The sequence below is a fragment of the Kitasatospora sp. NPDC056273 genome, from assembly GCF_042268845.1.
Classification (GTDB): Bacteria; Actinomycetota; Actinomycetes; order Streptomycetales; family Streptomycetaceae; genus Kitasatospora.
Window position 1 is genome coordinate 289,527 of record NZ_JBHJSJ010000002.1, and the last position, 12,990, is coordinate 302,516.

The 12,990-nt window shown below is 73.8% G+C and carries 12 protein-coding genes; 9 read left to right on the forward strand and 3 right to left on the reverse strand.

From position 1 onward, the window contains the following. Positions 1-98: 98 nt before the first annotated feature. Complete coding sequence (locus ACFCY1_RS02865; protein ID WP_375873265.1) at positions 99-1,736, forward strand: APC family permease; 1,638 nt, start codon at positions 99-101, stop codon at positions 1,734-1,736. On the opposite strand, the gene ACFCY1_RS02870 is transcribed toward ACFCY1_RS02865, so the two are convergent. Then, positions 1,649-2,800, reverse strand: coding sequence for a pyridoxal-phosphate-dependent aminotransferase family protein (locus tag ACFCY1_RS02870; RefSeq protein ID WP_375873266.1), 1,152 nt, complete (start codon positions 2,798-2,800; stop codon positions 1,649-1,651). The two genes, ACFCY1_RS02865 and ACFCY1_RS02870, sit on opposite strands and share 88 nt — an antisense overlap. A gap of 136 nt (positions 2,801-2,936) precedes the next feature. Between ACFCY1_RS02870 and ACFCY1_RS02875 the strand changes: the two genes are divergently transcribed. From ACFCY1_RS02875 to ACFCY1_RS02910, 8 genes are all read left to right on the forward strand, one after another. Continuing rightward, the gene (locus ACFCY1_RS02875; protein WP_074001643.1) at positions 2,937-4,028 is read left to right on the forward strand and encodes an amidohydrolase family protein; all 1,092 of its coding nucleotides are present in this window, start codon (positions 2,937-2,939) and stop codon (positions 4,026-4,028) included. A 141-nt stretch (positions 4,029-4,169) separates the two neighbouring features. Beyond that, positions 4,170-4,847: a uracil-DNA glycosylase gene (locus ACFCY1_RS02880; RefSeq protein ID WP_049659571.1), complete on the forward strand. Its 678-nt coding sequence runs from the start codon at positions 4,170-4,172 to the stop codon at positions 4,845-4,847. Between the two features lie 126 nt (positions 4,848-4,973). Continuing rightward, on the forward strand, positions 4,974-5,999 hold the full coding sequence (locus ACFCY1_RS02885) for an SCO1860 family LAETG-anchored protein (protein WP_375873267.1): 1,026 nt from the start codon (positions 4,974-4,976) through the stop codon (positions 5,997-5,999). Positions 6,000-6,252: 253 nt separating this feature from the next. Then, on the forward strand, positions 6,253-7,275 hold the full coding sequence (gene glnII, locus ACFCY1_RS02890) for a glutamine synthetase (protein WP_049656664.1): 1,023 nt from the start codon (positions 6,253-6,255) through the stop codon (positions 7,273-7,275). 220 nt (positions 7,276-7,495) lie between these two features. Beyond that, positions 7,496-8,104, forward strand: coding sequence for a hypothetical protein (locus tag ACFCY1_RS02895; protein WP_375873268.1), 609 nt, complete (start codon positions 7,496-7,498; stop codon positions 8,102-8,104). 193 nt (positions 8,105-8,297) lie between these two features. Beyond that, positions 8,298-9,395: an LLM class flavin-dependent oxidoreductase gene (locus ACFCY1_RS02900; protein WP_375873269.1), complete on the forward strand. Its 1,098-nt coding sequence runs from the start codon at positions 8,298-8,300 to the stop codon at positions 9,393-9,395. 71 nt (positions 9,396-9,466) lie between these two features. Next, positions 9,467-10,060: a hypothetical protein gene (locus ACFCY1_RS02905; protein ID WP_049656658.1), complete on the forward strand. Its 594-nt coding sequence runs from the start codon at positions 9,467-9,469 to the stop codon at positions 10,058-10,060. Positions 10,061-10,156: 96 nt separating this feature from the next. Further along, positions 10,157-11,224 (forward strand): cobalamin-independent methionine synthase II family protein, encoded by a 1,068-nt coding sequence (locus ACFCY1_RS02910; RefSeq protein ID WP_375873270.1) that lies wholly within the window; start codon positions 10,157-10,159, stop codon positions 11,222-11,224. A 114-nt stretch (positions 11,225-11,338) separates the two neighbouring features. Here ACFCY1_RS02910 and cobC read toward each other — a convergent pair whose 3' ends face one another. Together cobC and ACFCY1_RS02920 are read right to left on the reverse strand one after the other, a co-directional pair. Beyond that, complete coding sequence (cobC, locus tag ACFCY1_RS02915; RefSeq protein ID WP_375873271.1) at positions 11,339-12,385, reverse strand: Rv2231c family pyridoxal phosphate-dependent protein CobC; 1,047 nt, start codon at positions 12,383-12,385, stop codon at positions 11,339-11,341. A gap of 69 nt (positions 12,386-12,454) precedes the next feature. Continuing rightward, positions 12,455-12,922 carry a cobalamin biosynthesis protein gene (locus ACFCY1_RS02920; protein WP_375873272.1) on the reverse strand — a complete coding sequence of 156 codons (468 nt, stop codon included), beginning with the start codon at positions 12,920-12,922 and terminating at the stop codon, positions 12,455-12,457. Positions 12,923-12,990: the final 68 nt, after the last annotated feature.

Consider the following 12,990-nt stretch of genomic DNA (forward strand, 5'->3'; position numbering starts at 1 on the left):
GTGAGGGGGTGCGGGGCGCCGCGCGTTTCGGTGGGGGAGGGGTGGGGGCTGCGGCACTGTCGGGGTGGATTTGTCCCGATATATGAGAGGTGCGAGCAATGGCCCATTCCTCCTCCAATCCGCCCGGCTCGGGGCACACCGCGCTGCGGCGCGAGGTCGGCGTCATCGGACTGCTCTGGGCCTCGGTCGGGGCGATCATCGGCTCCGGCTGGCTGTTCGGGGCGCAGAAGGCCGCGGTGGCGGCCGGGCCCGCGGCGCTGGTGTCCTGGGGCGTCGGCGCGGTGGCGATCATCCTGCTGGCGCTGGTGCACGCCGAGCTGGGCGGGCTGTTCCCGGTGGCGGGCGGCACGGCGCGCTACCCGCACTACGCCTTCGGCGGGTTCGCCGGGATGTCCTTCGGCTGGTTCACCTGGCTGCAGGCCGCGACCATCGCGCCGATCGAGGTGCAGGCGATGATCAACTACGCCCAGCACTGGAGCTGGGCGGACGGCCTGCTGAACAAGGACCTGACGCTGACCGGCTGGGGGTTCGTCGTCGCGGCCCTGCTGCTCGGGGTCTTCGTCGCGGTCAACTTCCTCGGCGTGCGGCTGCTCGCGCACACCAACAGCGCGGCGACCGTGTGGAAGGTCGCCATCCCGGTGCTGACCATCGTCACGCTCGGCCTCACCGAGTTCCACGGCTCCAACTTCACCGTCCACGGCTTCGCCCCGGACGGGGCCAAGGGCGTGCTCGCCGCGATCAGCAGCAGCGGGGTGATCTTCGCGCTGCTCGGCTTCGAGCAGGCCATCCAGTGGGCGGGCGAGAGCCGCAACCCGCGCCGGGACATCCCGCGCGCCGTGCTCGGCTCGGTGGTGATCGGCACGGTCGTCTACGTGATGCTCCAGGTGGTGTTCATCGGCGCGCTGCCGCCGGAGACCTTCGCCAAGGGCTGGACCACGCTCGACTACCCCGGGATCAGCGGACCGTTCGCCGGCCTGGCGACCCTGATCGGCCTGGGCTGGCTGGCCACCGTGCTGTTCATCGACGCGGTCGTCTCACCGGCCGGCACCGGGCTGGTCTACATCACCTCCAGCTCGCGGGTCACCTACGGCCTGAGCCGCAACGGCTACGCCCCGCAGGCGCTGCAGTCCACCGACAAGCGCGCGGTGCCCTGGCTCGGCCTGCTGATCGCCTGGGTGGCCGGGGTGATCTGCTTCCTGCCCTTCCCGAGCTGGCAGCGGCTGGTCGGCTTCATCACCTCGGCGGTGGTGCTGATGTACGCGGGCGCCCCGCTGGCCTTCGGGGTGCTGCGCAAGCGGCTGCCGGGGATGGAGCGCTCGTACCACCTGCCCGGCGGCACGGTGGTCTCGCCGCTGGCCTTCGTGGTGGCGAGCCTGGTCATCTACTGGTCCGGCTGGGACACCCTGTGGCGGCTCGGCCTGGCGATCGTGATCGGCTACCTGCTGCTCGGCGGGTACTCCTGGTACGCGCGCTCGAAGGGGATGCCGAACGCGCCCCGGATGGACTTCCGGGCCGGGCAGTGGCTGCCGGTCTACCTGCTCGGCATGGGCGTGGTCTCCTGGCAGGGCACCTTCGGCGCGGGCGCGCAGGGGAACCTGCCGCTGTGGTGGGACATCGCCGTCGTGGTGGTGTTCTCGCTGGTCGTCTACTACTGGGCGCTGGCGATCGCACTGCCGGCGGAGGAGATCGAGCGGAACATCCGCGGCGTCGAGGTGGTGGACGTCAACGGGCACTGACGGCCGGGTACGGCGGCGGCCAGGGCGGGCGCCGGGTCGGCCGAGGTGGCGGCGGCGAGGCCGGTGAGGCAGGCGCGGACGGTGTCCAGCGAGGCGGCCCGCCCGTAGTGGTTGACCCGCAGCATCGAACCGGCCAGCGCGCCGCCGCCCGGCTGGACCGGCAGGGCCGGGTCGAGGCGGGCGGCGAGGGCGGTCGCGTCGACGCCGTCCGGGGTGCGCAGGGTGGTGGCGACCGGGGCCGCGTGGGCGTCCTCGACGACGTACGGGGCCAGGGTGCCGAGCGCGCGGACGCCGGCCCGGGTGGCGGCCGAGGCGGCGCGGTGCCGGGCGATCACGGCGGGCAGGCCGTCGGCGGCGATCCGGTCCAGGCAGGCGCCGAGCGCGAGCATCTCCAACTGGGCCGGGGCGTGCGGCAGTACGGCGCGGCCGGCGTCGGTCCAGCGCTCCTTCCAGTCCAGCAGCGAGAGGTAGGAGCGGCGCGGGGCGGCCGGGTTGGCGGCGATCCGCGCCCAGGCGCGCTCGGAGACGGACACGGCGGAGACGCCGGCCGGGCCGCCCATCGCCTTCTGGCCGCCGATGACGCACAGGTCGACGCCCCACTCGTCGGTGAGCACGGGCTCGGCGGCGACGGAGGCCACCGCGTCGAGCATCAGCAGCGCGCCGTGCTCGCGGACCACGGCGCCGATCTCGGCGACCGGGTTGGTGTTGCCGGTGGCGGCCTCGGCGTGCACCAGGGAGACGAAGTCGATCTCCGGGTTCGCCTCCAGGGCCGCGGCGACCTGCTCGGCGCTCACCGCGCTGTCGAAGGGCACGGCCAGGTCGACGACCTTCGCTCCGCAGGAGCGCAGCCAGTTGCCGAAGGTCTGCCCGTACGGGCCGGTGACGACGTTGAGGGCGGTCGAGCCGGGGTGCGCGGCGCCGCGGATCGCGGCCTCCAGGGGGAGCAGCGCCTCGCCCTGGGTGACGATCACGTCGGCCCCGGTGTGCAGCAGGGCGGCCACCTGGTCCTCGATCGCCGCGAACTCGGCGGCGCTGAGCGGGGGCAGGTCGAGGAAGGGGCTCACGTCGGTATCGCCTTTCGCGGGGTTTCGCGGGAGTCGCGCGGGGGCCGCGCGGGGGTCGTGCGGGGTGGGGGTGCGGAAACGAGTCTGCCGCATTGTGACTGCTTACACGGAACCCGCCCGTCGGTAGAGTGCGGCCATGAGCGATGGCGCGGTGCTGCACGTGCGGGGTCGGGTGCTGGTCGGTCCGCAGGACGTCCGGGACGAACTCTGGGTGGTGGACGGCCGGGTGAGCTTCACCCGCCCGCCGACCGCCGGGGACGTCCGGACGGTGACCGGCTGGGTGCTGCCCGGCCTGGTGGACGCGCACTGCCACGTCGGCCTGGACGCGCACGGCGCGGTGGACGCAGAGACCAGCGAGAAGCAGGCGCTCACCGACCGGGACGCCGGCACCCTGCTGATCCGCGACGCCGGCTCGGCCGCCGACACCCGGTGGATCGACGACCGCGAGGACCTGCCCCGGATCATCCGGGCCGGGCGGCACATCGCCCGCACCCGCCGCTACATCCGCAACTACGCGCACGAGATCGAGCCCGGCGACCTGGCCGCCTACGTCCGGGCCGAGGCCCGGCGCGGGGACGGCTGGGTGAAGCTGGTCGGCGACTGGATCGACCGCGACCGCGGCGACCTCGCCGCCTGCTGGCCCGGCGACGCGCTGGCCGAGGCGATCGCGGCGGCGCACGAGGAGGGCGCCCGGGTCACCGCGCACTGCTTCTCCGCCGAGTCGCTGCCGGACCTGCTGGCGGCCGGGATCGACTGCGTCGAGCACGCCACCGGCCTGACCGAGGAGCTGATCCCGGTCTTCGCCGAGCGCGGGGTGGCGATCGTGCCGACCCTGGTCAACATCGCCACCTTCCCGGACCTCGCGGCCGGCGGCGAGGCCAAGTTCCCGGCCTGGTCGGCGCACATGCGGCGGCTGCACGAGCGCCGCTACGCCACGGTGGGCGCCGCGCACGACGCGGGCATCCCGGTGTTCGTCGGCACCGACGCGGGCGGCTCGCTGGCGCACGGGCTGGTCGCGGAGGAGGTGGCGGAGCTGGTGAAGGCGGGGCTGAGCCCGGCCGAGGCGCTGTCGGCGGCGAGCTGGGGAGCGCGCGCGTGGCTGGGGCGGCCGGGGCTGGAGGAGGGCGCGCCGGCGGACTTCGTGGTGTACGCGCAGGACCCGCGGGCGGACGTCCGGGTGCTCGCGGACCCGCGGCTGGTGGTGCTGCGGGGGCGGCCGGTCGGGTAGCCGCGCCGGGGGTTCCGCCGCGGGGCCGGGGAGGGTGTCTGGGCGGGGGTGCCGCCGGCCCCGGGCCGGCCCGCCGGGCCCTCTCGATCACATGATCATCCGCTGAAAGCCGTGTCGGTGTAGGCCGATAGGGTGGCGACCATGGCACCGCGTCCACTGAACGAGATCGTCGAGCCCGGCTGGGCCACCGCCCTGGAACCCGTCGCCGGAAGGGTCGCCGCGATGGGCGACTTCCTGCGCTCCGAGCTGACCGCAGGCCGTACCTACCTGCCCTCCGGCCCGAACGTGCTGCGCGCCTTCCAGCAGCCCTTCGCCGACGTGCGGGTGCTGATCGTCGGGCAGGACCCGTACCCGACCCCCGGCCACGCCGTCGGGCTCAGCTTCTCGGTGGCGCCGGAGGTGCGGCCGATCCCGGCGAGCCTGATCAACATCTACCGGGAGTACGGCACCGACCTGGGCCTGCCGGAGCCGTCCAACGGGGACCTCACCCCGTGGACGAACCAGGGCGTGCTGCTGCTCAACCGGGTGCTCACCGTCCAGCCGCGCAAGAGCGGCGGGCACCGGGGCAAGGGCTGGGAGGCGGTCACCGAGCAGGCGATCCGGGCGCTGGTGGCGCGCGGCGGCCCGCTGGTGGCGATCCTGTGGGGGAGCGACGCCCGCAACCTGCGGCCGCTGCTGGGCAACGTCCCGTCGGTGGAGTCGGTGCACCCCAGCCCGATGTCGGCCGACCGCGGCTTCTTCGGCTCGCGGCCGTTCAGCCGGGCCAACGAGCTGCTGGTGCGGCAGGGGGCGCAGCCGGTGGACTGGCGGCTGCCGTAGCAGAGATGGGTCAGCGCAGAACGCCAATCTCACTCCAACGGGTGAAATGACGTTCTGTGTTACTCATGTGACGGATTGTTCGAGAAGACTGGCGGCTCATCGTTTCATCTGTGTGGGGGTACCGCCTTGTCTTCTCGCCCGTCTTCGGCCTCGTCTTCGCGCCCGTCCGCTCGCTCGTCCGCTCGCCGAATCGTTTCCGCCGCCGCGGCCACCGCCGTGGTGGCGAGCTCACTGCTCACCGCCGCGCCCGTCCAGGCGGCCGAGCCCGCCCCGTCGTCGCCCGGTAAGGCGCGCGCCGTCACCGCCGAACTCGACCTGGACGTCAGCCTGTTGAACAAGGCGGTGGACGTCCCGGTGAACATCGCGCTGAACAAGGTGGAGTCGCCGGCGCAGCGCGACGGCTCGATCCTGACCGCCACGGTGGCCGGGGTGGACCAGACGGGCCCCGTCACCCTGGTCAAGGCGGACGTCGGCAAGTCGGTCACCCGCGTCGACGCCAAGGGCGCCACCGCCTCCGTCAAGCTGGTCAACGCCGACGTGCACGCCCCCGGCCTGCCCGCCACCGCGCTGCTCGGCCTGGAGGCGATGAGCGCCGAGGCCAGCTGTCCGGTGGACGGGCAGCCCACCGCCGACGTGGTCGCGCCGCTCAAGCTCAGCGTGCTCGGCAAGCCGATCACCGTCGGCCTGTACGGGCCGACCAAGGTGGACGTGCCGCTGGTCGGCAGCGTCTCGGTGGAGTTCTCCAAGAAGACCGTCACCACGACCACCGCCGCCGCCTCCGCCCTGGAGGTGCAGGTGGAGGTGAACCCGCTCAACCTGAACGTCGCCAAGGTCACCGGGAAGGTCACCGTCGCCTCGGTGAGCTGCGAGAAGCCCTCCGGGCCGGCGGCCACCCCGTCCGGCCCGGCCACCCAGAGTGCCGCGCCCACCAGCGCGCCCGCCGTCGAGCCGGTCGCCGACACCACCGCCTCGCGCACCCCCGTTCCGCAGGCCGCGGTGGAGAAGCCGGAGAAGTCGGAGAAGCTGGCCGCCACCGGCGGCAGCAGCGCCACCGGCCCGCTGGCCGCGGGGGCCGCGGCCCTGGTCGCGGGCGGGGCGGCCGCGCTGTGGGCCACCCGGCGCCGTCGCGCCGCGCACGCCCGCCGGCACTGACCGTCCGCCGGTACTGACCGTGTGGCTCCGCTGACCACGGGGTGGCGCTGATCATGCGTCGTCACTGAACGTACTCGCGTCATCACTCATGGCACCCGGAACGGCGGGAGTGTCGCCCCCGGCACTCCCGCACCGTGACCGTGCCAATGCGGACGGTTGGTTCACCTGCGCGTTACACAAGAGGAACAACCGGGAAACGGCGGCTTGCGACGCTACGCGGGCACCCACCACCCAGCAATGCGAGGGACACGCAGTGGCAATCAAGGCCGAGTACATCTGGATCGACGGCACCAAGCCGACCGCGAAGCTCCGTTCCAAGACTCGCGTCCTGCCCAACGCCGACAAGATCCCGACCTGGGGCTTCGACGGTTCCTCGACCAACCAGGCCGAGGGCCACGCCTCGGACCGCGTGCTGGACCCGGTGCGGGTGACGCCGGACCCGATCCGCGGCGGCGACAACATCCTGGTCCTCTGCGAGGTCCTGGAGACGGACGGCACCCCGCACGTCTCCAACACCCGCGCCCTGCTGCGCGAGGTCGCCGAGAAGTACGCCTCGCAGGAGTCGATCTTCGGCATCGAGCAGGAGTACACCTTCTTCAAGGGCTCCCGCCCGCTCGGCTTCCCGGAGGGCGGCTTCCCGGCCCCGCAGGGCGGCTACTACTGCGGCGTCGGCGCCGAGGAGGTCTTCGGCCGCGAGATCGTCGAGCTGCACCTGGACCGCTGCATCGACGCCGGCCTGGCCATCTGCGGCATCAACGCCGAGGTCATGCCCGGCCAGTGGGAGTTCCAGATCGGCCCGGTCGACGCGCTGACCGTCTCGGACGACATGTGGATCGCCCGCTACCTGCTGTACCGCACCGCCGAGGAGTTCGGCATCGACGCCACCCTCGACGCCAAGCCGGCCCGCGGTGACTGGAACGGTGCGGGCGCCCACACCAACTTCTCCACCAAGGCGATGCGCGAGGGCTACGACGCCATCATCACCGCCTGCGAGTCGCTCGGCACCTCGCAGGAGAAGGTGCTGGAGCACGTCAACCAGTACGGCCACGACATCCAGTCGCGCCTCACGGGCAAGCACGAGACCGCCCCGTGGAACGTCTACAGCTACGGCGTCTCCGACCGCGGCGCCTCGGTGCGCATCCCGTGGCAGGTCGAGGTGGACAAGAAGGGCTACATCGAGGACCGTCGCCCGAACGCCAACGTCGACCCCTACGTCGTCACCCGGCTCCTGATCAACACCTGCTGCGAGGCCCTGGAGAAGGCCGGCCAGGTCTGATCCGCCGCGTCTCCTGAGCAGTCCGCCGGGCCTCCCCTCCATGTGAGGGGAGGCCCGGCGGCGTTCCGGTCGGCTCCGCGAAATCGGCGGACCAGCCGTTGAACTCGGCCGAGCGGGGCTCCCGTTGCTACCGGAGAGGGCCCGACGGGCGGGCGCCGGGAAGCGCTCGCGCGCCGACCGGTCGCCGCCCGCGGCCCGAACCGTTCACTCAGGAGCGTTCATGAAGAAGATCCAGGCGGCCCTCGTCTCCGCCGCCGCCCTCGCGGGCATCGGGCTGGCCGCGGCTGCGGCTCCCGCCTCGGCCGCCGGCGGGACCACCGCCACCACGCCGGGCGTGCCGATCACGGTGCCGGGCGTTCCCTCGCCGGGTGCGCCGACCACGGTGCCGGGCGCTCCCAGGCCGGGCGTGCCGATCACGCCGGGCAAGCCGGCCGGGCCGGGGACGGTGCAGAACCTCGCCGTCGAGCCGGCCGGTTCCGGGAGCACCCCCGTGCCGGGTGTCACGACCTGCAGCGACCGACTGTTCGGCGGCACGTTCTACTGCGGCGGCAGCTACGGCAGCGGGGCGACCTTCTTCGACTTCCGGGACGGCACCCGCCTGATCCTGGTGATCGGCACCAACCACGCGGTGTACACCCGGTCGACCATCGCCAACTCCACCAAGCTGACCGACTGGAAGTCCCTCGGCGGCACCATGGCCGGCAAGGTCGAGATCACCGCGGCGACCATGGGCGGCGCCTTCCGCATCGACGTGCCCGGCGCCGACGGCCGGACCTGGTCCCGGGCCAGGGACACCAACGGCAGCTGGACCGGCTGGACGGCGCGGTAGCGAGCCGGTTCCGGCCGGGTCTTGATCGGGGTGGGGCGGTCCCGGAGAATCGGGCCATGACTGCTCCGGACCGCCCCCTCCTCGTGCGCCGTCTGCACGTGGACCTGGGGCGGGTGTGGGCGGACGGGTGTCGCGGTCGGCGGGTTCCGTCAACCGACCGCAGGCAGTACCGGCCCCAGGAGTGTGTCCGTCCATGGCTCTCACCTTCCACTGGTTCCTCCCCACCAACGGCGACAGCCGGCTGATCGTCGGCGGCGGGCACGGCTCCACGCCCGGCACGGCCGGCTCGGACCGGCCGCCGAGCGTCGGCTACCTCGGCCAGATCGCCCGCAGCGCCGAGCAGTTGGGCTTCGAGGGGGTGCTGACGCCGACCGGGGCCTGGTGCGAGGACGCCTGGCTGACCACCGCGATGCTCAGCCAGGTGACCGAGCGGCTGAAGTACCTGGTGGCGTTCCGGCCCGGGCAGATCAGCCCGACGCTGGCCGCGCAGATGGCCGCCACCTACCAGCGGCAGTCCGGCGGGCGGCTGCTGCTCAACGTGGTGACCGGCGGGGAGTCCGCCGAGCAGCGCGCCTACGGGGACTTCCTGGACAAGGACGCCCGGTACGCGCGGACCGGGGAGTTCCTGGGCATCACCCGGCGGCTCTGGGCGGGGGAGACGGTCGACCACCACGGGCCGCACCTGCGGGTCGAGGGGGCGCGGCTGAACCGGCTGCCGGACCCGGTCCCGGCGGTGTACTTCGGCGGCTCCTCCCCGGCCGCCGGCGACGTCGCCGCCGAGCACGCGGACGTCTACCTGACCTGGGGCGAACCGCCCGCCCAGGTCCGGGAGAAGATCCGCTGGATCCGCAGCCTGGCCGCCGCCCGGGGCCGGACCGTACGGTTCGGCATCCGGCTGCACGTGATCACCCGGGACACCGCCGCCCAGGCCTGGGCGGAGACCGAACGGCTGCTCGCCGCGATGGACCCGGAGCGGGTGCGGGAGACCCAGCGGGCGCTCGCCCGGAGCGAGTCGGAGGGCCAGCGGCGGATGCTCGCGCTGCACGGCGGCTCGGCGCAGCGGCTGGAGGTGTACCCCGGACTGTGGGCCGGCATCGGGCTGCTGCGCGGCGGCGCCGGCACGGCGCTGGTGGGCAGCCACCGGGAGGTCGCGGACCTGATCTGCGAGTACCACGGGCTGGGCGTCGACGAGTTCGTGCTGAGCGGGATGCCGCACCTGGAGGAGGCGTACTGGTTCGGCGAGGGCGTGCTCCCGCTGCTCGCCGCCCGCAACCTGTGGTCCCGCCCGTAGCGGGCGCCCGCTCCGCGCGTCGACCCGCAAACCGCTGGTCAAGCGCCCCCGCCGGACCGAGAATTCATGGCATGACCCAGCAGCCCCTGCTCCTCCTCGACGTGGACGGACCGCTCAACCCCTACGCCGCGCCGAAGCGGAGGCCCGAGGGCTACGCCACCCACCGGCTGCGCCCCTCCTGGTGGGTGGCGAAGCAGGAGCACCTGGCGGCGGTCCAGGCCCGGCAGGCGACCCGCGCCAGGCACGCCAAGCCCCCCGCCGTCCGGGTCAAGCCGCTGCGGGTCTGGCTCAACCCCTCGCACGGCGCGGAACTGCTGGCACTGCCCTACGAACTGGTGTGGGCCACCGGCTGGATGGGCGACGCGAACACCCACATAGGCCCGCACCTGGGCCTGCCCGAACTCCCGTACATCAGCTGGTCCGACCTGTTCGGCGAGGCGCGGGACGGGCTGCACTGGAAGACCAGGGACGTGGTCGCCTGGGCCGCCGGGCGCCCGTTCGTCTGGGTGGACGACGAACTCGGCCCGCGGGACGAGGAGTGGATCGAGGCGAACCACCCCGGCCCGGCGCTCGCCCTGCACGTCAACCCCCGACTCGGCCTGCTCGCCGACGACTTCGCCACGCTACGGGATTGGGCGGAGGGGTGTGCTGTTCCAGGGGCGTGAACGGAGAAGGGCAGGGCGCGCGAGGTGTGAACGGTCGAGCGGAGTGCGCCGAGCGCCCCGTTGTGCTCGGGGCGCCGCCCTTTCTACCGTCCCGTCATGACCATTCTCACGGAGCCCATCGGCAGCATCCCCCGGCCGAGCACTCTGCTGAACGCCCTGACCGAACACGCCGAGGGGCGGCTGTCCGACGCCGACCTGAAGAAGCTGCAGGACGAGGCCACCGCCGACACCCTGGCCAGGCTGGCGGAGCTCGGCTGCCCCGTCCTGGTGGACGGCGAGCAGGCGAAGCCGAGCTTCGTCACGTACCCCCTCGCCGGGCTGACCTCCCTCGCCGGGGACGGCGCCGTCATCCCCTTCGCCGACGGACACACCCGGCAGCTGCCGCGGCTGACCGCCGGACCCTTCCGGTACCGGGTCCGTGCCGAGACCTATCTGCGCGACGCCCTGCGGCACACCTCGCGGCCCGTCAAGCAGGCCGTCATCGCACCCTCCGCGCTCAGCCTGCTCTACCCCGCCGACGGCATCGACGGGTACTCGCGCGAGAACTTCCTGGAGGACCTGGCCGACGAGGCCGAGGCCGACATTCGCGGCTGCCTGGACGCGGGCGCCCACGTCGTCCAACTCGACTTCACCGAGGCCCGGTTGTCGCTCAAGCTGGACCCGTCGGGCACTCTGCTGGACGACTTCGTGGCCCTCAACAACCAGGTGCTCGACCGGTTCGCCGAGGAGGAGCGGGCCCGCCTCGGCGTGCACACCTGCCCGGGCGGGGACCAGGACTCCACCCACAGCCTGGACGTCGACTACGCCGAGCTGCTGCCGAAGCTCTTCCGGCTCAGGGTCGGCAACTTCTACGTGCAGCTGGCGAGCGAGGCCGACCCCGACCGCGTGCTCGCCGTCATCGCGGATCAACTCCGCCCCGGAATCCGGGTGTTCGTCGGAGTGACCGACCCGATCGACCCCAGGGTGGAGACCCCGGAGGAGGTGCGCGACCGGGTGCTGGCCGCAGCCCGGCACATCCCGGTCGACCAGCTCGGCACGACCGACGACTGCGGATTCTCGCCGTTCGCAGACGACGCCTCCACCTCGCGGGACACCGCCTTCGCCAAGATCGCGGCCCGCGTGAAGGGCACCGCCCTGGCGGCGGAGGCGCTCGGGCTCCAGTAGCGCTCGCCGGGTCGGCCGGGGGTGGGCTGTCGTGCGTCCGTCCGCCTGCCCGTCCGCCCGTCCTGACGGGCGGGCGGGCGGACGGCGGCCGGGGCTGGGCTGGTGTTGCGCCGGTCAGGCCGAACCGAGCACGGCCTCAAGGGCGTTGAGGAACCGGTCGGTGGTCGCCTCGTCCCGGACGGCGATCCGCAGCCACTCCTCGCCCAGCCCCGGGAAGGTGTCCCCGCGCCGGACGGCGAAGCCGTGCTCGCGCAGCCGCCGCCGGACCGCCGCCGCGTCGGGCAGCCGTACCAGGACGAAGGAGGCGGCCGGTTCGCCGTACAGCCGCACCGACGGGAAGGCGGCCAGGCCCTTCACCAAGTGCTCGCGCCAGAGCGCCAGTTCGGCCGCCGCCAGCTCCGCCTCGGCGAGCGCCGCCGGGCCGCTGCACGCCTCGGCGGCGGCCAGCGCCGGGGTGGAGACCGGCCAGAGCGGCTGGGCGGCGCCGAGGTCGGCGATCAGCGGTGCGGGCCCGAGCACGTAGCCGATCCGCAGTCCGGCCAGCCCCCAGGTCTTGGTGAGGCTGCGCAGCACGACGACCCGGCCGGGCAGGTCCCGGGCGGAGGCGAGGGACTCCCGCTCGCCCGGGACGGTGTCCATGAACGCCTCGTCCACCACCAGGGTGCGCCCCGGCCGGGCCAGTGCGGCGACGGCCTCGGCGGGGTGCAGCACGGAGGTCGGGTTGGTCGGGTTGCCGAGGACGACCAGGTCCGCCTCCTCGGGGACGGCGCCCAGCCGGAAGCCGTCCCCGGGGGAGAGCAGTACCCGGTGCACGTGGTGTCCGGCGTCCCGCAGGGCCGCCTCCGGCTCGGTGAACTGGGGGTGCACCACGACGATGTGACGTGGCGTCAGTACGCGCGCCAGCAGGACGAAGGCCTCCGCCGCCCCCGAGGTGAGCAGCACCTCCTCGACCGGGCGGGCGTGCCGGGCGGCCACGGCGGCGCGCGCGGCGCTCTGGTCGGGGTAGGCGGCGAGGTCGCCGAGGGTGGCCGCGAGGTGCTCACGCAGCCAGGCGGGGGGAGTGCCGGTGCGGACGTTGACGGCGAGGTCGACCAGGCCGAGCCCGTCGGCGCGCACCTCGGCGTCGCCGTGGTGGCGCAGGTCGGGTTCGGGGGCGGTCACGCGGGGTCTCCTCGCTGGGTGGTGCGGCTGGTTCGGGTGGTCGCGACTGGTGGTGGACGTGATGCGGTTCTACGGGCCGGGTGGCGCGGCGGGCCGCGGGTCGTCGCCGAGGTCGAGCGGCGCGAGCCGTCCGTGCGCCGCCGCCCGGGCGATCGCGACCGTGGCCCGCGCCGACTTCCGCTTGGTGACCACGAGCCGGCCCCCCGGCGCGCTCGCCAGCGCCGCGGCCTCGGCCACGCTCGCGGTGCCGACGGCCGTACCGACGGCGGCGGAGGGGTTCGGTACCGGCACGCCCGCGAGCGCCTCGGGCGGGTGCTCGTCCACGGGTATGCCGGTGAGGTGGTCGGCCGCCCAGCGCACCGCCGGGTGGTCCGCCTTGCCCGCCACGGTGGCCAGCCGGGCCACCTCGGAGCGGTCCAGCCCGGCCTCCCGGAGGGTGTCCGTCAGCAGCCGCAGCACCTCGGTCCGCTCGGCGCCGCTGCTCGCACCGATCCCGACCACCAGGGTGCGGGGGACGACGGCGACCAGTCCGCTCACGTGCCGCACCCTTTCGTCCCAAGCTCCGGTGATCCCACCACGCCCGGGCGGAACGGGTCAATCGCGGC

Bases quoted from the DNA above. Each gene is read 5' to 3' on its own strand.
- ACFCY1_RS02865 (WP_375873265.1), top strand. From the start codon at position 99: ATGGCCCATTCCTCCTCCAATCCGCCCGGCTCGGGGCACACCGCGCTG.
- ACFCY1_RS02875 (WP_074001643.1), top strand. From the start codon at position 2,937: ATGAGCGATGGCGCGGTGCTGCACGTGCGGGGTCGGGTGCTGGTCGGT.
- ACFCY1_RS02880 (WP_049659571.1), top strand. From the start codon at position 4,170: ATGGCACCGCGTCCACTGAACGAGATCGTCGAGCCCGGCTGGGCCACC.
- ACFCY1_RS02895 (WP_375873268.1), top strand. From the start codon at position 7,496: ATGAAGAAGATCCAGGCGGCCCTCGTCTCCGCCGCCGCCCTCGCGGGC.
- ACFCY1_RS02900 (WP_375873269.1), top strand. From the start codon at position 8,298: ATGGCTCTCACCTTCCACTGGTTCCTCCCCACCAACGGCGACAGCCGG.
- ACFCY1_RS02905 (WP_049656658.1), top strand. From the start codon at position 9,467: ATGACCCAGCAGCCCCTGCTCCTCCTCGACGTGGACGGACCGCTCAAC.
- ACFCY1_RS02910 (WP_375873270.1), top strand. From the start codon at position 10,157: ATGACCATTCTCACGGAGCCCATCGGCAGCATCCCCCGGCCGAGCACT.